The sequence below is a fragment of the Streptomyces sp. CRN 30 genome (assembly GCF_034105845.1).
Genome location: NZ_JAVRHI010000390.1, coordinates 1 through 18,808 on the forward strand (window position 1 = coordinate 1; position 18,808 = coordinate 18,808).

13 protein-coding genes and 1 pseudogene are annotated in these 18,808 nt (G+C 72.5%); 4 read left to right on the top strand and 10 right to left on the bottom strand.

Annotated elements, in window-relative coordinates:
- A pseudogene (locus tag UW392_RS42025) lies at positions 1-234 on the top strand (hypothetical protein); the annotation flags it as partial.
- On the opposite strand, the gene UW392_RS42030 reads toward UW392_RS42025, so the two are convergent.
- From UW392_RS42030 to UW392_RS42060, 7 genes are all read right to left on the bottom strand, one after another.
- Positions 213-1,715: an SDR family NAD(P)-dependent oxidoreductase gene (locus UW392_RS42030; RefSeq protein ID WP_320780555.1), complete on the bottom strand. Its 1,503-nt coding sequence runs from the start codon at positions 1,713-1,715 to the stop codon at positions 213-215. The pseudogene UW392_RS42025 and the gene UW392_RS42030 sit on opposite strands and share 22 nt — an antisense overlap.
- A 103-nt stretch (positions 1,716-1,818) precedes the next feature.
- Positions 1,819-3,159, bottom strand: a complete 1,341-nt coding sequence (locus tag UW392_RS42035; RefSeq protein ID WP_320780556.1) for a wax ester/triacylglycerol synthase family O-acyltransferase — start codon at positions 3,157-3,159, stop codon at positions 1,819-1,821.
- Between the two features lie 149 nt (positions 3,160-3,308).
- A complete protein-coding gene (locus UW392_RS42040; protein ID WP_320780557.1) occupies positions 3,309-5,627 on the bottom strand; it encodes a GH92 family glycosyl hydrolase in 2,319 nt (772 codons plus the stop codon).
- Positions 5,628-5,733: 106 nt separating this feature from the next.
- Positions 5,734-8,358 carry a PA14 domain-containing protein gene (locus UW392_RS42045; protein ID WP_320780558.1) on the bottom strand — a complete coding sequence of 875 codons (2,625 nt, stop codon included), beginning with the start codon at positions 8,356-8,358 and terminating at the stop codon, positions 5,734-5,736.
- Positions 8,359-8,639: 281 nt separating this feature from the next.
- Positions 8,640-9,860, bottom strand: coding sequence for a glucose-1-phosphate adenylyltransferase (gene glgC, locus UW392_RS42050; protein WP_320780559.1), 1,221 nt, complete (start codon positions 9,858-9,860; stop codon positions 8,640-8,642).
- 118 nt (positions 9,861-9,978) lie between these two features.
- A complete protein-coding gene (glgA, locus tag UW392_RS42055) occupies positions 9,979-11,139 on the bottom strand; it encodes a glycogen synthase (RefSeq protein WP_320780560.1) in 1,161 nt (386 codons plus the stop codon).
- Between the two features lie 37 nt (positions 11,140-11,176).
- Entirely contained in the window at positions 11,177-11,971 is a 795-nt protein-coding gene (locus UW392_RS42060) for a (2Fe-2S)-binding protein (RefSeq protein ID WP_320780561.1), read from the bottom strand.
- A 295-nt stretch (positions 11,972-12,266) separates the two neighbouring features.
- On the opposite strand from UW392_RS42060, the gene UW392_RS42065 reads away from it, so the two are divergent.
- Positions 12,267-13,292, top strand: coding sequence for a DMT family transporter (locus UW392_RS42065; RefSeq protein ID WP_320780562.1), 1,026 nt, complete (start codon positions 12,267-12,269; stop codon positions 13,290-13,292).
- Here UW392_RS42065 and UW392_RS42070 read toward each other — a convergent pair.
- On the bottom strand, positions 13,282-14,553 hold the full coding sequence (locus tag UW392_RS42070; RefSeq protein WP_320780563.1) for a transglycosylase family protein: 1,272 nt from the start codon (positions 14,551-14,553) through the stop codon (positions 13,282-13,284). The genes UW392_RS42065 and UW392_RS42070 overlap by 11 nt on opposite strands.
- Before the next feature lie 300 nt (positions 14,554-14,853).
- Here UW392_RS42070 and gndA point away from each other — a divergent pair, with 300 nt between their 5' ends.
- Positions 14,854-16,293: an NADP-dependent phosphogluconate dehydrogenase gene (gene gndA / locus UW392_RS42075; RefSeq protein ID WP_320780564.1), complete on the top strand. Its 1,440-nt coding sequence runs from the start codon at positions 14,854-14,856 to the stop codon at positions 16,291-16,293.
- Between the two features lie 517 nt (positions 16,294-16,810).
- Here the strand turns inward: gndA and UW392_RS42080 are convergent.
- Both UW392_RS42080 and panD read right to left on the bottom strand, forming a co-directional pair.
- A complete protein-coding gene (locus UW392_RS42080) occupies positions 16,811-17,155 on the bottom strand; it encodes a GNAT family N-acetyltransferase (RefSeq protein ID WP_320780565.1) in 345 nt (114 codons plus the stop codon).
- Between the two features lie 62 nt (positions 17,156-17,217).
- The gene (gene panD, locus UW392_RS42085; protein ID WP_320780566.1) at positions 17,218-17,637 is read right to left on the bottom strand and encodes an aspartate 1-decarboxylase; all 420 of its coding nucleotides are present in this window, start codon (positions 17,635-17,637) and stop codon (positions 17,218-17,220) included.
- A 250-nt stretch (positions 17,638-17,887) separates the two neighbouring features.
- On the opposite strand from panD, the gene UW392_RS42090 reads away from it, so the two are divergent.
- Positions 17,888-18,241 (top strand): hypothetical protein, encoded by a 354-nt coding sequence (locus UW392_RS42090; RefSeq protein ID WP_320780567.1) that lies wholly within the window; start codon positions 17,888-17,890, stop codon positions 18,239-18,241.
- Positions 18,242-18,808 lie beyond the last annotated feature (567 nt).

An 18,808-nucleotide genomic window follows, 5' to 3' on the forward strand; every position in this document is an offset into this window, starting at 1 on the left:
CTGCTCGGCGACCGGGTCGCCCGGCTCGTCGCCGGCCGGCACGCGCCGGGCGCCGTGGACGACGACGTGCGCCGGCTGCGGGAGGCGGCGGAGGAGGCCCGTACCGCCGTCTTCGACGCCGGGGTCCCGGAGGACTGGCGCACGGTCCTCGAACTGGTGGCGGCGCGCGGCGCGCGGACGGGTTCCGGCGGCCGGCCGCGCGCCGCGGGGGCTCACCACTTGCCGGGCGCGTAGTCCTTCATGAAGACGCCGTACAGGTCCTCGCCCGCCTCGCCGCGCACGACCGGGTCGTATACGCGGGCCGCTCCGTCGACCAGGTCGAGCGGGGCGTGGAAACCCTCCTCGGCGAGGCGCAGCTTGTCGTAGTGGGGGCGTTCGTCGGTGATCCAGCCGGTGTCGACCGAGGTCATCAGGATGCGGTCGGCCTCGAACATCTCCTGGGCGCTGGTCCGCGTCACCATGTTCATGGCCGCCTTGGCGGCGTTGGTGTTGGGGTGGCCCGCGCCCTTGTAGCCGCGGCCGAACACCCCCTCCATCGCGGAGACGTTGACGACGTAGGCGCGGCCCGAGACGGCCTTGCGGGCGGCCTCGGCCATCGCCGGGCGCAGGGCGCTGATCAGGATGAACGGCGCCGTGTAGTTGCACAGCTGGGTCTCGAGCAGCTCCACCGGGGAGATCTGCTCGATGGTCTGCACCCAGGTGTTGGTGTCGACGACGTCGGGGACCAGGCCGCCCGCGTCGATGGCGGTGCCGTCGCGGTGCCGGACGACGCTGGCGTTGCCGCCGACGAGCGCCAGGTCGGCCACCGCCTGCGCGTCGAGACCGCTGACCCCGGCGGGCAGCGCGGTCAGTCCGTCGACCGAGCCGGAGTCGAAGGCGCCGATGACGTGCCGGGCGGGCAGTTCACCGGCGGGCAGGGGGGCGCTCTCGCCCTCGACGAGCGCCGCGTAGGCGGAGGGCAGCCGGCGCACGGTCTGGGTGGCGTTGTTGATCAGGATGTCGAGCGGTCCCGCGGCGGTCACCCGCTCGCCCAGCGCGACGACCTGGGCGGGGTCGCGCAGGTCGATGCCGACGACCTCCAGGCGGTGGATCCAGTCCGCGGAGTCGTCCATGGCCTTGAAGCGGCGGACGGCGTCCTTGGGGAACCGGGTGGTGATGGTGGTGTGGGCGCCGTCGCGCAGCAGCCGCAGCGCGATGTACATGCCGATCTTCGCGCGGCCGCCGGTGAGCAGGGCGCGCTTGCCGGTGAGGTCGGCGCGGGCGTCGCGCCGCATCCGGTTCTCGGCGGCGCACGAGGGGCAGAGCTGGTGGTAGAAGTAATCGACCTGGACGTAGCGCTGCTTGCAGGTGTAGCAGGAGCGGGGGCGCTGGAGTATCCCCGCGATGGTGCCCTCCTCCGTGCGGGAGGAGGGCAGCAGCCCCTCGGTCTCGTCGTCGATGCGCTCGGCCGAGCCGGTGGCGGTGGCCTCGGTGACCGCCTTGTCGTGGGCGGTCTTGGCGGCCCGGCGCTCCTGGCGGCGGCGCTGCTTTACCGTGCGGTAGATCGCCGCGGTGGCCCGGCGCACCAGGATCGCGTCCGGGTGGTCGACCTCCAGCCCGTCGAGTTCCTCCAGCACGCCGAGGCAGACGGCGAGCCGCTCGGGGTCGATGCCGGGACCGTACGCGGGTGCGAGCGCCCCGTCCGTGGTCGCCGAACCGTCCTGTGTCACCGTCATCGCCGCTGCCGTTCCCTGGTCTGCTCGCGGCGCTCCGACTCGCGTCCGCTTTCGAAGCGTGGATTTTACGCGAGCGGGGGGACCGGCCGCCAAACCCGGCGGTTCAGGGGCCGCAGGCCGCGATCAGCGCCGCCACCTCCTCGGTCACCGCGCGGGCGAACCGGTCGAGGTCCGGTACGGCCTCGGCGTCCGCGACCAGTCCGTAGTGGACCCGCCCCCGGTACGTCGAGACCGCGACGGCGAGTGCGTGGCCGCGGGCCAGCGGCGCGAACGGACAGATCTCGGTGAGCGGGTGACCGCCGAGCCGCAGGCCGAGGCTGGGCAGGGGCACGCTGGTGACCAGGATGTCGAACCAGAGCCGCGCGGCCTGGCTCACCAGGGGGCCGCCGAGCCGGTGGCCGAGCGCCGGGACGTGGTCGGCGAGGAGCGCGACGGCGCCGGCGCCCCGGGCGGGCCCGGCGTCCTTGTTGCGGTCCATGGCGGTGCGCACCGAGCCGAGCCGGGAGAGCGGGTCGGCGTCGCAGACGGGGAGCCGTATCAGATAGCCGGAGAGCCGGTTGCCCTGCGGGTGGGCGGAGCGCGGGCGGCGCTGGGAGACGGGGATGAGGGCGCGGGGCGCGACCCCCGCGCTGCCGTCGCCGCGCTCGTCCAGCCAGCGGCGCAGGGCGCCCGCGACGATCGCGATCAGTACGTCGTTGACGGTGCCGCCGGCGGCCTTGCGGACCCGGTGCACGTCGTCGAGGTCGAGCACGACACCGGCGGTGCGGCGGGTGCCGGAGGCTTCGGCGGCCAGCGCGGAGGAGGAGCGCACGTCGAGGCCGGAGAGGGCGACGGAGGCGCCGATGCCGACGGCGCGGCCCGCGTCGGAGACGGCGCCGCGCACCGCTCCCGGCAGCCTGCGCACGTCGGGCAGGAGTCCGCGGCGGGGTGGCGCGGGCCGGGACCGGGGCGCGGGCATGTCGATCGGGTCGAGGACGGCGGCGGCCAGCGTCAGGGCCCTGAGTCCGTCGGCGAGGGCGTGGTGGAACTTGAACAGCACGGCGAAGGAGGTGCCGTCCTCGCCCGGCAGCACGTGGGCCTCCCACGGCGGGCGCTCGCGGACCAGCGGGCGCTGCATGAGCCGGCCGGCGACGGCGTGGAAGTCGCGGGTCGGGGCGTGCAGCCGTACGTGGTCGAGGGGGTCGAAGCCGGGGGCCGGTACGCGGGCGGCGCCGCCGAAGGAGAACGGGCGGCGCAGCGCGAGCGGCGGCTGCCACACGTCCCGGATGCGCATCCGCAGGCCGGGGACGCCGGCCGCGCGCGAGGCGAGCAGGTCGGCGGCGTGGGCGCCGGCGGTGGGTGAGTGGGCCGTGAAGACGCCGAGCGCCCCGAGGTGCATGGGGTGCTCGGCGGTCTCGATGTTCCAGAACGCCAGATCGAGGGGAGCGAGCAGGTCGGAAGTCAAGGGCTTGCCTCGCATCGATGACGGCAGTGGAGACAAGCAGTCAATCGCTCCCCGACGATTACGGTCAAGTACGATCAAGCTACGCACAGTTAACAACGCATTACGTCCCGCCCCTCGGGGAAGGGGCGGGACTCCTGTGGCGCCTGTGATTACGTCAGCGCAGGTGGCGCCGCCTGTGGTGAGGTTCCCCACCCGGACGGCTGCGGGCCGACCGTGAACGCGAGCGAGCGCGTCGAGCGCAGCGCGTCGGTGGTCAGCCAGGTCCGCGCGTACGCCGTGCCGTCGGTGCGGGCCGACTGCACATAGCGGTCGGTGTCCGAGGTGCCGGGCGCCGTGACGGTCAGGGCGCCGCGCGGGTAGTACCGGCGGTCCAGGGTCAGGTCGACCCGGTCGAAGACGGGCGTGGACAGGCCCCAGGTGTCGTAGCCGGGCTGGATCGGGAAGATCCCGATCGAGGACAGGACGTTCCAGGCGGACATGGTGCCGAGGTCGTCGTTGCCGGTCATACCGGTCGGGGTGTCGGTGAAGAGGGTCAGCGCCGCGTGCACCACGTCGGTGGTCTTCCAGGGCTGCCCGGTGGAGAGGTAGGTGTACGGGGCGATGAGGTCGGGTTCGTTCTGCGGGTTGTACTTGTCGGCGTTGTAGTAGTCGTACGGCCCGTTGACCCACACCTCGCGGGCGGTGCCCGCCGGGTCTGCCAGCAGCTGCTCGTAGGCGAAGAACGAGTCGAGGCGCTCGTTCGCGGCGCCGGTGCCGCCGATCAGGTCGATCATGCCGGGCAGGTCCTGCGGGACGAGCCACTGGTACTGCCAGGCGGTGCCCTCGTGGAACCCCTCGCTCTGCGCCGGGTCGGCGGGCCCGGTGAAGGCGCCGGAGGCGTCGCGGGCGCGGAAGAAGCCGGTCGAGGCGTCGAAGACGGTGCGGTAGTTCCGCGCGCGGGCGGCGTACCGCTCGGCGTCCTCGTCGTGGCCGAGGTCGCGTGCCATCCGCGCGAGCATCGCGTCGGACAGGGCGTACTCAAGGGTGGCGGAGGCGCCGTGGTCGTAGTCGGAGTCGCCGGGCTTGGCGTGCGGGCGGCCCTTGACGTACGGGGCGTAGCCTTCGGCGAGGTACTCCCGGTTGGCCTCCCGGCCGACGGCCGGTGAGCCGGCGGGCGGCACCCCGTCGGCGTTCTTCTTGAGCGCCTCGTACACCCGCTCCTCATAGCCCTTCAGCAGCCCCTGCTGATAGGCGTTGGTGAGGAAGGGGGTGACCGGGTCGCCGGTCATGATGTTGGTCTCGACGGTGCCGTAGCCCCACTTGGGCAGCCAGCCGCTCTCCTCGTCGATCAGCAGCACGGAGATCGCCATGTCGCGGGCCTCGCGGGGCGCGAGCAGCGACAGCAGCTGGGACTGGGTGCGGTAGGTGTCCCACAGCGACCAGTTCTGGTAGTACGTGAAGCCCTCGGCGCGGTGGATCTCCTGGTCCCAGCCGGTGTAGCGGCCGTCCACGTCGCTGCCGGTGTTCGGCGCGAGGAAGGACCGGTACAGGGACGAGTAGAAGGTGCGGCGCAGGGTGTCGTCGCCGCCCCGGACGCGGACGTCGTCGAGGCGGTCCTCCCAGGTGCGCTCGGCCGCACGGTGGACGGCGTCGAAGGAACGGCCGCCCTCGGCGCGGAGGTTGAGCGCGGCGCCGCGCGCGTCGACGTAGCTGAGGCTGGTGGTCGCCTCGACGGTGCGGTCCTCCGTGGTGTCGAAGCGCAGGTAGGCGCCGTCGGTGCCGGTCTTCGCGCCGGCGGTGACGGTGGAGTCCTCCCAGGTGCCGTACGCGGTGAACGGCCGGTCGAACCGGGTGAGGGTGTGGACGGTGTACGGCTCGGTGTCCTGGCAGAAGCCGCTGCCGGTGATGCTGGTGCGCACGGTGCGGCTGTCGAGGATCTCGACCTTCGTGGCCACCGTCCGGTGCAGCGACTGGCCGGCGTTGAGCAGCACGTTGGCCTTGTCGGTGGCGGGGAAGGTGTAGCGCTGCACGCCGGTGCGCGCCGTGGCCGTCAGTTCGGCCTCGATGCCGGAGTCCAGGCCGACGCGGTAGTAGCCGGGGCTCGCGGACTCGTCGTCGTGGCTGAATCCGGCGGCGTACTCGGTGTAGTCCGTCTCGGTGACGTCACCGGTGGTCGGCAGGACCGGGAGGTCGCCGCCGAGGCCGCAGCCCACACCGGAGAGGTGGACCAGGGAGAAGCCCCTGACGTGGTCGTCGGAGTAGTCGTAGCCGACGTTGTGGCCGGTGTCCGGGGAGAGCTGCACCATGCCGAAGGGGACGGCGGCGCCGGGGTAGGTGTTGCCCTCGTTCTCCGTGCCGATGAAGGGGTTGACCAGGTCGGTCAACCGGCCGTCAAGGGGGGTCACCGCGTGGGCGGAGGGGCCGGCGAGGGCGGTGCCGAGCAGGGCGGCGATCGCCGCCGCGCCGCGCAGTCGGTGGGTCCATCTCATAGGGGGTGCCTCCAGCTTCGGTGCCGGGTGCGGGGCCGTGGGGGCTGGTCGCGCAGTTCCCCGCGCCCCTCAGGGACGTCACCGCACCCGGCGTTTCGTCGTTCCGTCAGGCGCAGCCGGCGGGGGTCGGCCGGGAGATGTCGGCTATCAGCTGCTCATGGGCCGCCCGCAGGCGTTGCACATCGGGCTTGACCACCTTGCGGTCGTAGGTCAGCAGGCCGTTCAGCTCGCCCTCGACGTCCGTGATCTGGGTGTAGACGGCTCCGTTGCCGCCCTCGCAGGCCAGGGCGTGGACCTCGTCGAGCTTGGTGAGGTAGTCGTCGGTGTACGTCGCCGGGTCGACGTCGACGTAGGACTGCTGGACGGACCAGGCGTGGCCCGGGACCGCGAGGCCGAGGCCGCCGTACTCGCCGCTGACGAGGGCCCGTTCACCGTCCGGGGACGGCGGCAGGGCGGGGCTGGGGTAGCCGTGCTCGTCCATGATGTCGCCGGCCCCTCCGTCCGCGCCGAGGTTGAGCCCGGACTGGTTGTTGACCAGGCGGGTGGTGTCCCAGGACTTGGCCTGCTCGGCGATCCGGCCGATGTCGTACTGGCCCCAGCCCTCGTTGAAGGTGACCCACATGATGACCGACGGGCTGCTGATGTGCTCGTCGATGATCTCCTTCATCTCGCGCTCGTACTCGGCGCGGGCGGCGGTGGAGGGGGTCTTGCCCGCCGTCATGGCCGGCATGTCCTGCCAGACCAGCAGGCCCAGTCTGTCCGCCCAGTAGAACCAGCGGTCGGGCTCGACCTTGATGTGCTTGCGGACCGAGTTGAAGCCCATCTCCTTGTGCGCCTTCAGGTCGGACGCGAGGGCCTCGTCGGTGGGCGCGGTGTGCAGGCCGTCGGGCCAGAACCCCTGGTCGAGGGTGGCCATCAGGAAGACCGGCTCGCCGTTGAGGAGGGTGCGCGGGGTGCCGTTCACCTTCTCCACGGAGACGGAGCGCATACCGAAGTAGCTGCCGACGCGGTCCTTGCCGACGGTGACGTCGAGGTCGTAGAGGAAGGGGTCGTCGGGCGACCACAGGCGTGGGTCGGTGATCCTGAGGGTGAGCGGGGTGCCGGTGCGGCCGGTGGCCGTGGCGACCTTGCGCTTGCCCTGGTAGGCGGTGGCGGTGACCTTCACACCGGCGCGTACGCCCTGGGGTTCGACGGTCAGGGTGGAGGCGTCGACATCGGGGGTGAGCTTGAGGGTGTCGACGTGGTCGGCGGCGACCGGCTCCATCCACACCGTCTGCCAGATGCCGGAGGACGGGGTGTACCAGATGCCGCTCGGGTCCAGGCGCTGCTTGCCGAGCGGCGGGTTCTCGCCGTCGGCGGCGTCGGTCGGGTCGTAGACGCCGACGATCAGCTCCTGAGTGCGGCCGGGCTTCAGCGCGTCGGTGATGTCGGCGCCGAACTTGTCGTAGCCGCCCTTGTGGCCGGCGACCTTCACGCCGTTGACGTAGACCTCGGACTGCCAGTCGACGGCGCCGAAGTTGAGCTTCAGGCGCTTGCCGGAGCCGATGTCCCAGTTCTTCGGCACGGTGAAGGTGCGGCGGTACCACATGCGGTCCTCGTGCCGTTCCAGGCCGGAGAGCTGGGACTCCACCGGGTACGGGACCAGGACGCGCTCCGCGAGGTCCTCGCCGACGGGCGGCTGCTCGCCGGCCTCGGCGGCGGCGAACTGCCAGCGCCCGTTGAGGCTCTGCCACGCGTCCCGGGTGAGCTGCGGGCGCGGGTACTCGGGCAGCGCGTTGTCCGGTCCGACCTCGTCGGCCCACTCGGTGCGCAGCTCGTAGGTGGAGCGGTTGGTGCCGCTCGCCCAGAAGGCGTTGACAACGTTGCCATCGGCTGTCGTCAGGCCACCCTCACCGTCGTAGCGGATGTCGGCGGTGCCCGGCGCCGTGCCGGTCCTGTCACCGACGACCGGTTCGTCGAGGGCGACGAGGAGGGCGGCCGGGTCCGCGGGGTCGGTCCGGGCCTCGCCCAGCGGCCAGGTGGCGCCGCCGATCACCGCTTCGAGGTGGTCGGTGAAGCCGGCCGGGGGCGCGGTGAGCGGGTGGGCGAAGCCCAGCTTGAGGGTGCGGCCGGTGGCCTGGACCTCGGCGGAGGTCGCCCCGTCGTAGTCGAAGCCCTCGGGCAGCCGGAACGCGGACTGCGGGACGGCCTCCTTGGCTCCGCCGGGCTCGGTCCAGCGCAGATGCAGGTTGGAGCCGCCGTAGTGCTCGAAGTACTCCAGCTTGATGTCGTACGACTCCCCCGCCGTCAGCTCGATCGGCTCGGCGGTCTGTTCCTTGTCCCAGTCGTCGACCCAGTGGTCGATGGCGAGCCGGCCGCCGATCCACAGGCGGAAGCCGTTGTCGCCGATGACGGAGAAGGTGTGCGGGCCGGTCTCCTCGGGGACCAGCCGTCCGGTCCAGCGGACGCTGACGTCGTCGGACTGTCCGGTGGCGAACTTCAGGCGCGACTCCAGGTTGTCGAAGTCGAGCCGCGGGTCGAAGCCGGTGGCCTTCAGCCGGTCGAAGTCGAAGGCGCCGGGTGCGGACTGGGTGTAGTACTCACCCTTGAGGCCCTGGATCTCCGCGGCGGCGCGGGCGGTGGCGTCGGGGGCGGCGGCCGCTCCCGCGGCGGGGACGGCGGCGAGTCCGCCGACGCCGAGCGCCGCCGCGAGCAGCAGGGCCAGACGGTCTCTGAGTCGTCTGATGCGCACGGATCCTCTCCTTCGAGGTTTTCCGGGTTCTCCGAGGTCTGTCGGGTCTTCCCTCGGCACATCGAGGTACTTCATTACATCGATGTAACGGCAGACACGACAGACGCATGACAACACGGATTCCGTTTGACGTCCAGGGACATGACAAGACATGGGTTCCGGGGCGCGTGGTACCCGGGTCGCGCCCGCGCGCCGGCCCGACCGACCGGGACGGCGCGCGGTGCACCGGCCGGGCAGCGCACGGGACTGCCCGGCCGGAGTCGGTCACTCGGGGGCGCGGCTCACGGGACCCGCTGGCCCTTGCCCAGGGCGATCACCCCGGCCTTGGAGACCGTGTACAGCTCGGCGTCCCGCTCGGGGTTGACGCCGATCGTCGCGCCCGGCGGCACCTGGACGTTCTTGTCCAGCACCGCGCCGCGCACCACCGCGCCCCGGCCGATGTGCACGTTGTCGTGGAGCACCGAGCCCTGCACCACCGCGCCCGGGTCGACCACGACCCCCGGCGACAGCACCGACCGGGTCACCTGTCCCCGGATCAGACACCCCGCGCTGATGATCGACTCGCTCGCGATGCCGCCGGCGTTGAACCGCGCGGGCGAGAGCTGCCCGGAGGAGGTGTAGATCGGCCACTGCCGGTTGTAGAGGTTGAAGGCGGGGCGCTCGGCGATCAGGTCCATGTGGGCGTCGTAGTAGGCGTCGAGGGTGCCCACGTCGCGCCAGTACCCCTGGTCGCGCATGGTCTCCCCCGGCACGTGGTTGGCGCTGAAGTCGTACAGCGCCGCCTCGCCCCGGTCGGTGAGCTGGGGCAGGATCGAACCGCCCATGTCGTGCACGGAGTTGTCGTCCTCGGCGTCCCGGTTCAGCGCGTCGATGAGGGCCTTGGTGGTGAAGACGTAGTTGCCCATCGAGGCGAACACGCACTGCGGGTCGTCGACCAGCCCCGGGGGGTCGACGGGCTTCTCCAGGAAGCTCTCCACGGTCCGCCCGTCGCTGCCCGGGGTGATCACGCCGAACGACGAGGACTCGGCGCGCGGCACCCGGATGCCGGCCACGGTGGCGCCCGCGCCGGACTCGATGTGCTGGGCGATCATCTGGCGCGGGTCCATGCGGTACACGTGGTCGGCGCCGAACACCGCGACGTACTCGGGCTGTTCGTCGTGGACGAGGTTGAGCGACTGCAGGATGGCGTCGGCGCTGCCGAGGTACCAGCGGGGCCCGAGGCGCTGCTGGGCCGGGACCGGGGTGACGTAGTTGCCGAGCAGGCTGGACATCCGCCAGGTGGTGGTGACGTGCCGGTCCAGCGAGTGCGACTTGTACTGCGTGAGCACGCAGACGCGCAGGATGTCGCCGTTGACCAGGTTGGAGAGCACGAAGTCGACCAGCCGGTACGTGCCCCCGAACGTCACCGCCGGTTTGGCGCGGTCCGCGGTCAGCGGCATCAGCCGCTTGCCCTCTCCGCCCGCCAGGACGATGCCGAGCACCGAAGGACCTCCACGACGCATGGCCGCTCCCCTCCACCCTCCGTGTGGCCCGCTTCTGCCCCGGGCCCGACCGCCTACGCCTGTTCCGGCGCGTCGCTGCGCCTCTTCGGCACGTCGCTACGCCTGTTTCAGCACGTCGCTACGCCTGTTTCAGCACGTCCTCGTAGAGCCGGACCGTACGGCGGGCGACCGCGTCCCAGCCGAACTCGGTCACCGCCCGCTCCCGTCCCGCCTCGCCCATCCGCCGGGCACCGGCCGGGTCGCCGACGACCTCGTCCAGGGCTCGGGCGAGCCCCGCCTCGAAGGCGTCGTCCACGTCGACGAGTACCCCCGTCGCGCCGTCCGTCACCACCTCGGGGATGCCGCCGACCCGCGAGGCGACGACGGGGGTGCCGCACGCCATCGCCTCCAGGTTGACGATGCCCAGCGGCTCGTAGACCGACGGGCAGACGAACACGGCGGCGTGGGTGAGGAGTTGGACGACCTCGGGCCGGGGCAGCATCTGCGGTATCCAGTGCACGCCCTCGCGGGCCCGGCCCAGTTCGCCGAACAGGTCGCGGAACTCCCGGTCGATCTCCGGGGTGTCGGGCGCTCCGGCGCACAGCACGACCTGGACGCGCGGATCGATGTCCCGTACCGCGCGCAGCAGGTGGGGCACGCCCTTCTGGCGGGTGATGCGGCCGACGAAGAGCACGTACGGGCGGGAGCGGTCCACGCCGATGCGGTCCAGGACGTCGGTGGCCGGGTCGGGCCGGTAGACGCGGGTGTCGATGCCGTTGTGCACGACGTGCACGCGGTCGGGCTCCAGCGCCGGGTAGCAGGCGAGGATGTCGTCGCGCATCGCGCCGGAGACGGCGATCACCGCGTCCGCGGACTCCACGGCGGTGCGCTCGGCCCAGCCCGACAGGGCGTAGCCGCCGCCCAGTTGCTCGGCCTTCCAGGGGCGCAGCGGCTCCAGGGAGTGGGCGGTCATGACGTGCGGGACGCCGTGCAGCAGCTTGGCGAGGTGGCCGCCCATGTTGGCGTACCAGGTGTGGGAGTGGACCAGTTCGGCGGCGGAGAGGGCGTCGGCCATCGCGAGGTCCACGGAGAGGGTGCGCAGCGCGTCGTTGGCTCCGTCCAGCGCGGACCAGGGCCGGTGGCGCAGGACGCCCGAGCCGTCGGCGCCGGACGCCTCGCCCCAGCAGTGCACGTCGAGATCGACGAGGGCGGACAGCTCCCGGGCGAGGAACTCCACGTGGACGCCGGCGCCGCCGTACACGTCCGGGGGGTACTCCCGGGTCAGCAGACCTACACGCACCCCGGAACCTCCTGTCTCGGCGGCTGGCTCCCTATGGTCACCCAGCGGGGGCCCGGGGGGAAGAGTGCGGGGGGTTCCCGCGTGGGGCGGTGGCCGGGGGGCGGGGCGGCCGGGTGAAGCAGCAGTCGCCGCAGAGGCCGCCGCCGGGGACGCGGTAGTAGAGGCAGCAACTGCGGCGCCGGAAGGCGGGGGTGGTGGTCGCCGCTCCGGTGAGGCGGGGGTGGGTGAGGAGTTCCGCGGCGAGGGCGCGGGTCCGCGCGGCGGTGTGCGGGCGGTCCCGCTCACGGGACCACCGGGTGAGCTCGCGGGCGGTCGCCGCCAGGGCCGAGGCCGCGTTGCCCCACAGCAGGCCCTCCGCGATCCGGTACCGGGCGCGCAGCGCCGCCGCCAGCGGCGCGAGGTGGCCGTCGAGGACGACCCGGGCGACGGTCGCCGCGTCGCCGGGCAGCGGACGCACCTCGGTCAGCCACAGGTCGTCGGGTGCGGAGGCCATGGGGTCCCAGCGCAGCAGGGACGGGTCGAGGTCGGGGACCCCGCCGTACAGCGCGGCGCTGCCGAGGGCCACCGACCACAGCCGGGCCGCGAGCCCCTGGTGCGCCACCGAGGCGGCGACCCTCGGTTCGGGCGCGCGCAGCGCGTCGCCGACCCGGCGGACGCGGCGGGTGAGGGGGTCGTCGTCGCGGGGGCCGCCGCGGCCGTAGGCGTGCGCGAGGGCCGGCAGGGGCCGGGGCGGCGGTCCCTGGGCGCGCAGCGCGAAGAAGCCGCCGAGGGCGGCGAGGGCGGCGAGGTCCCGGTCGGAGGGGGCGGGGGCGCGGTCGGGGGCGGGGTCCACCGGGTCAGTAGTACCAAGCGGGGGCCGGGTGCGGCAGGCCGGGTACGGTGAGCGGCGGACCGGCCTCCCCGTCCGCCTTCCGACGGAGTACCGGGCCGTCCGCTCCGCCCGCATACCCACCCTGGGGAGGAACATCCGGGGCCCGTACTCCATCGGCAGTATGACGCAATGAGTGCTCAGGGCTGACGACGGGAAGTTCCGCGCGCGGCATGGTGTTGGTTATGGAAGCCGACCGTTCGCCGTGCCGGTCCGGACCGACCCGGTCCGGCCGTCGCCCCACGCAGAGGAGCAGCCGATGAGCGCCCTCGCGCTGTCCGTGGTGCTGTCCCTCGTGTCCGCCGTCGCCTACGCGGGCGGGGCCATCGTGCAGGAGCAGGTCGCGCTGGCGTGCCCCGACCGGCAGTACGCGCCGATGCGCCGGCCCGGCTGGTGGGCGGCGGTCGCCCTGAACGGACTCGGCGGCCTGCTGCACGTGGTCGCTCTCGCCTACGGCCCGCTCAGCCTCGTACAGCCGCTGGGCGCGCTGACCATCGTGTTCGCGCTGCCGATGGCGGCGCTCTTCGTACGGCGCAGGGCCGGCGCGACGGCCTGGCGCGGCGCGATCATGGCGACGGTCGGCCTCGCGGGTCTGCTGGCGCTGGTCGGCTCGGCGGACTCCCGTTCCCTGAGCATGCCCGAGCGCACGGCGGTGGCCCTGGCGACCGCGGGCGCGGTGGTGGCGCTGATGATCGCGGCGCGGGCCGCCCACCGGCACCCGGCGGTGCGCAGCGCGCTGCTGGCGACCGCGTCCGGTGTCGCCTTCGGCATGTCGTCGGTGTTCACCAAGACCGTCGCGGTCGACTGGGCGGGCGGGGTGTCGGCGGGCGACCTGCCGTCCCTGGCGGTGATCGGCGTGCTGGCCACGGCGGGCATGCTGCTCTCCCAGGCGTCCTACCGGGGCGCGGGCCTGGCCGCGCCGCTGGCCACGCTGACCGTGGTGAATCCCGTGGTGGCCGCGGCCGTCGGGATCACGATGTTCGGCGAGACGTTCCGCTACGGCACGGCGGGCACGGTGCTCGCCCTGGGCTGCGGCGTGGTGGCCGCGGGCGGCCTGATCCTGCTGACGACGGAGCGTATCGCCCGTACGGAGCGGGAGGGTTCCGCGAGCGGCCGGGAGGACGGCGGGAGCGGCACGGCGGCTACGGCCGTGCCGCCGGCGCGTTCGGTGCCGCCGGTGCCTTCGGTGCCGCCGACGTCTTCTGTGCCTTCGGCCGTGGGCGTCCCGTCCGGCGCCTCGCTGGTGCCCGTCCCCCGCCGGGACCGTGAGCGGGTCAGATCGTGACGCCGCCGGCCCGCAGGTAGGCCAGCGGGTCCACGTCCGTGCCGAAGCCGGGCCCGGTCCGCACCTCGAAGTGGAGGTGGGGGCCCGTGCTGTTGCCGGTGGACCCGGAGCGGCCGATGCGCTGGCCCGCGCCTACGCTCTGCCCGTCCTTCACGGAGATCGCGGACAGGTGCGCGTACTGGCTGTACCGGCCGTCACCGTGCCGGACGACCACCTGGTAGCCGAAGGAGCCCTCCCAGCCGGCGCTGACCACGCGGCCCGCGGCGACGGACTTCACCGACGTGCCGGTGGGCACGGGGAAGTCGACACCGGTGTGGTACCCCTGTGACCAGGAGGAACCCGACTGGTGGTAGGGCGTACCGGTGCCCGCGTCGACGGGGGCGACCATGGAATGCCCGCTGCCGGACTTCTTCTCGGTCTTCTTCTCCGACTTCTTCTCGGCCTGCCGCTGCTTGGCCGAGGAGTCCTTGCGCTCCGCCTTGCTCTGCTGCTTGCTCTGCTGCTTGCTCTGCGACGTGCTCGAAGCCTTGCCGGTGAGCGACAGCCGCTGGCCCGGCAGGATCATGTCGGGGTCGGCGCCGACCTCGCCGCGGTTGGCCGCGTAGAGCCGCTCCCAGCCGCCGCGTACGCGCTGGTCGTCCGCGATGCCGGAGAGGGTGTCGCCGGAGATGACGGTGTACATCCGGGACCGGCCGGCCCGGGACTGCGGGGTCGTCTGCGGCTGGACGTCGGCCGCGGCCTCCTCGGCGGCCGTCGATGCCTTCTTCTCACCGCTCCCGCCGTTCTCCGTGCCCTTCGTGTCCTTCGTGTCCTTCTTCGTGTCCTTCTTCGCCGCAGCGCTCTTGCCGCTGCCGCCCGCCGGGTGGATGTCGGGGGCGTCGCTACCGCGGGTCAGCCCGGCGCGGGACGAGCAGACCGGCCAGGCACCGGGGCCCTGTCCGTCCAGGACCTTCTCCGCCACGGCGATCTGCTGGTCCCTGGTGGCCAGGTCCGCGCGCGGCGCGTACCGCGTGCCGCCGAACGCCTCCCAGGTGGACTGGGTGAACTGCAGGCCGCCGTAGAAACCGTTGCCCGTGTTGATGTCCCAGTCGCCGGTCGACTCGCAGGCGGCGACCTTCTCCCAGGTCTCGACGTCGGCCGCGTGCACGGTGCCGGTGCCGATGAGCGGGAGCGCCATCCCGGCCCCGCCCGCGGTGACCGTCAGCGAGGCGCGGTTGATCCTGTTCGGCTGATACCGGCGGTGCCGGCCGCGTACGGCCATGGAGGTCCCCCTCGACACTGGGTCAGGAGCTGGGTCATGGAGCGGCAAAGGTAAGCGCTGCGATCGAGCCATGACAATACGGCTCTCGCCCGCGCGTTGCGGCGAAGTGGCGCAGAACCGGCGCTCGTTGGCCGGATGACACGCGTGCCGGTTGAGGCGTGGGGCCCCCGCCGTGCGTATCGGTGTACGTCGGTCCCGGACGTGCGGCAGGGGTACCGGCACGTCAGGATGGTCGGGCGGCCGTAGGCTGGCGAGCACGACCGGCACCACAGACACCCAGGTCACTAGGAGCCAACGCACATGAGCACTACAGCGCAGATCGGCGTCACGGGTCTCGCGGTCATGGGCCGCAACCTCGCCCGGAACTTCGCCCGCAACGGGTACACGGTGGCGTTGCACAACCGGACCGCGTCGAAGACACACGCGCTGGTGGACGAGTTCGGGGACGAGGGCACGTTCGTCGCCACGGAGACCGCGAAGGAGTTCGTGGCGGCGCTGGAGCGTCCGCGGCGGCTCGTGGTCATGGTGAAGGCCGGGGACCCGACCGACGCGGTGATCCAGGAGTTCGCGCCGCTCCTGGAGCCGGGTGACATGATCATCGACGGCGGCAACGCGCACTTCGCGGACACCCGGCGCCGCGAGCGCGAGCTGCGCGAGCAGGGCATCCACTTCGTCGGCATGGGCGTCTCGGGCGGCGAGGAGGGCGCGCTTAACGGCCCGAGCATCATGCCGGGCGGTCCGGCGGAGTCGTACGACTCGCTGGGTCCGATGCTGGAGAAGATCTCGGCGAAGGCGGCGGACGGCGCGCCGTGCGTGACGCACGTCGGCCCGGACGGCGCGGGCCACTTCGTGAAGATGGTGCACAACGGCATCGAGTACGCCGACATGCAGCTGATCGGCGAGGCCTACCAGTTGCTGCGGGACGTCGCCGGGTACTCCCCCGCGCAGATCGCGGAGATCTTCCGCACCTGGAACACGGGCCGGCTCGACTCGTACCTGATCGAGATCACCGCCGAGGTGCTCGCGCACGTGGACGAGGCGACCGGTGAGCCGTTCGTCGACGTGGTGGTCGACCAGGCGGAGCAGAAGGGCACCGGCCGCTGGACCGTGCAGATCGCCCTCGACCTGGGCGTTCCGGTCTCCGGCATCGCGGAGGCGGTGTTCGCCCGCTCGCTGTCCGGGCACGCGGCGCTGCGGGAGGCGTCGAGGCACCTGGCCGGTCCCACGGCGTCGCCGCTGTCGGAGGCGGAGGCGGCGGCCTTCGCCGACCGGGTCGAGCAGGCGCTGTACGCGTCGAAGATCGTCTCCTACACGCAGGGCTTCCACGAGATCGCGGCGGGCAGCGAGGAGTACGGCTGGGACATCGACCTGGGCGCCGTGTCGGCGATCTGGCGGGGCGGCTGCATCATCCGCGCGGCGTTCCTGGACCGTATCCGCGCCGCGTACGACGCCCGGCCGGACCTGCCGAGCCTGCTGTCGGACGACACGTTCGCGCGGGAGATCGCCGAGGCGCAGGACGACTGGCGGGAGGTCCTGATCGCCGCGACCCGGCAAGGCGTGCCGGCGCCGGGCTTCGCCGCGGCCCTCGCCTACTACGACGCCCTGCGCGCCGAGCGGCTGCCGGCCGCGCTGACCCAGGGCCAGCGGGACTTCTTCGGGGCGCACACGTACCGGCGGACCGACCGGGAGGGCACGTTCCACACGCTGTGGGGCGGGGACAGGTCGGAGGTGGCGGGCTGAGCCCCGGCCCTCTGACACGCGTATGGCCCCGCCGGTCGAACCGGCGGGGCCACTCGCGTCGTGGGGATCGCCTCAGCGCAGCGGCGGTCCGGGTTCCGGGCTCGGGGCCGGTTCCGGTCCCGGGGGGACCGGTGACGGCGAGGGCTCCGGGGAGCCGGGCTGCGGCCCTGGTCCCGGCGGCTGTGGAGTGGGCTGCGGGCCCGGCCCCGGCGGCTGGGGTGTCGGCTGCGGGCCGGGGCCGGGGCCGGGCGGCACCGGGTCGGGGGCCGGGCCCGGCGTGGGCCCCGGCGGAACGGGATCCGGGAACGGGTTGGTCATGGCGGGTGTCCTCCGGCCAGTAGGTCTGCGTCGGCTCTGGACTGATCCCCCGCCTACCCGGGGACCGCTCCGTCACTCACTCCCCCGCACCAACGAAAGGGACCCGGCCGGGTCCCTTTCGTTGGTGCGGAAGGGACCCGGCCGGGTCTGCCACACCGCTCGACCCGGCCGGGTCCGCCGGAAACCGCCTGCGGCCCGGTCAGAAGCGGCCGGGGTGGGCCTTCAGCCAGTCCTTCGCCGCGCGCAGCAGCGCCGGGTCGGCCGCCGGGGCCTCGTCGGGGTGCCGCTCGGCCCACTTGACGACGTACGGGCACAGGGGGGCGACGGTGACGCCCTCGCGCTCCGCGGTGGCGTACAGCTCGCGGGCCAGCGAGCCCGCGATGCCCTGCCCCTCGTGGGCGGGTTCGACGATGGTGTGCACGGGCACGAAGGCGGTCGCCGGGGCGTCGAGCACGAAGTACTCGATCCGGCCGACCACCTCGTCGCCGGCCACCGCCTCCAGGCGTCCCGCCGCCCGGTCGTCACGGATCTCGATGTCGCTCACGGCACGCACGCTCCTTGTTCTCGTCGTCAGACCGACACGGTTCGTCAGGCCGACACGGCTCGTCAGGCCGGCACGGCCTGCGGGCTGCGCTCCTGGTCCGAGCCGGGTACCGGCTCGGAGGGGTCGGCGCCGAGCGCGACGACGCGGTTGTCGGCGTCCACGTGCACGACACGCGGCCGCAGCGACCGCGCCTCGGCGTCGGTGACCTGAGCGTAACTCATGATGATCACGAGATCGCCGGGGTGGACGAGGTGGGCGGCGGCGCCGTTGATCCCGATGACACCGGAGCCGCGCTCGCCCTCGATGACGTAGGTCTCCAGCCGGGCGCCATTGGTGATGTCCACGATGTGCACCAGCTCACCGGGGAGCAGATCGGCGGCGTCCAGCAGGTCGGCGTCGACGGTGACGGAGCCGACGTAGTGCAGGTCGGCCTGGGTGACGGTGGCACGGTGGATCTTGGACTTGAACATGGTACGCAGCACTTTGGACTCCTGGAAGACGGCTCCCTGCCAGCTTTCTGCAGGTCAAGGGCCTTATCACCCTACAACCGGCACGCGCCTGAGTCGAAGATTGTGAAGAACATCGCTTCACTTCGGTGAGCAGACTCCTGCCTGGTCTTCCACGGGAACTCGGCTGTTGTGGCTCGTCGAAGACGCACCTACTCGAAAGCCCCTCGGCGCGACCAGCGCCTGCAGCCCGTCTGATCGGTTCGCCAGCGTTCTAGTGCGAGACATGACGGTGGTGCGGCTGCTCGTCACGGACGGCTTCACTCTCCTCTCAACCGCCGACGCGCCGCGCTGGGTGCTGCGTGCCGCACGCATCGCGTGCCAGGCCCATCTACTCGGCGCCGATGACGTCGAACGGTCGCTCGCCCGCCTGCGCACCGTCTTCCACGGGATCGCGTCCGACCACGGCGAGCGGTGGTCGGACGTACCGTGGGAGGCAGTGCTCACCCTCGGTGCCGCCGGGCAGGTACCCGGCCGTGTATGGCCCGCGCTGCAGATGGACCAGCAAGCGGAGCAGTCGTACTGGACAACCCCGGGCACCTCAGCCCGGCCGGTCCAATGGGTCCGTCGTAGAGGGTGATCGGCTCCCCTGACGCATTGAAGGGGTACACCGGCGCCAGGGGCTCCTCAGCCTTGAGCTCAGTTGACGAAGCAGACATGTGCCGGACTCAAGACGTTGCCACCGACATTGGCCGCGCAGTGCCGCCGGGCACTGGGCGGCTCCCCCTGCAAGCTCAGCTCTCCACAACGCGTGCTCGGACGACAACGCGCGCAAGGACCTGAATCGCTACGCAACGGCCCCACGCTCTGCGCGGGCCCCTCAGAAGCGCCCCCCCCGCCGTCCAATTACAGTGCGTCAATCCAGCCTAACAGCGTGTGGATCACGCCATTCTCCCGGACCGTGTTGTCAGGCCTCCCCGGTCACCCGATTCTGGAACGTTCGTCACCAGCTGAGGGGAGACAGGTAAAGGTGCCACGGTACGCCGCGAACAGCCCTGATGTCATCGGGCAGACCACTGGGCTGATCGGCTTCTTGCGAGAGGTCGTCCAAAGCAGCCACCAGCGTCTACGGGACGACCGGCGTTCGCGGGAGCGTGTGTGGCTCGCCAGTTTGCCAGCCTCTATACGGCGCCCTGTCGACCGGCCC

Coding starts and splice junctions, on each gene's coding strand:
- UW392_RS42090 (WP_320780567.1), top strand. CDS start 17,888: ATGACGGTGGTGCGGCTGCTCGTCACGGACGGCTTCACTCTCCTCTCA.
- gndA (WP_320780564.1), top strand. CDS start 14,854: ATGAGCACTACAGCGCAGATCGGCGTCACGGGTCTCGCGGTCATGGGC.
- UW392_RS42040 (WP_320780557.1), bottom strand. CDS start 5,627: ATGAGATGGACCCACCGACTGCGCGGCGCGGCGGCGATCGCCGCCCTG.
- UW392_RS42030 (WP_320780555.1), bottom strand. CDS start 1,715: ATGACGGTGACACAGGACGGTTCGGCGACCACGGACGGGGCGCTCGCA.
- UW392_RS42065 (WP_320780562.1), top strand. CDS start 12,267: ATGAGCGCCCTCGCGCTGTCCGTGGTGCTGTCCCTCGTGTCCGCCGTC.
- UW392_RS42070 (WP_320780563.1), bottom strand. CDS start 14,553: ATGGCCGTACGCGGCCGGCACCGCCGGTATCAGCCGAACAGGATCAAC.
- glgC (WP_320780559.1), bottom strand. CDS start 9,860: ATGCGTCGTGGAGGTCCTTCGGTGCTCGGCATCGTCCTGGCGGGCGGA.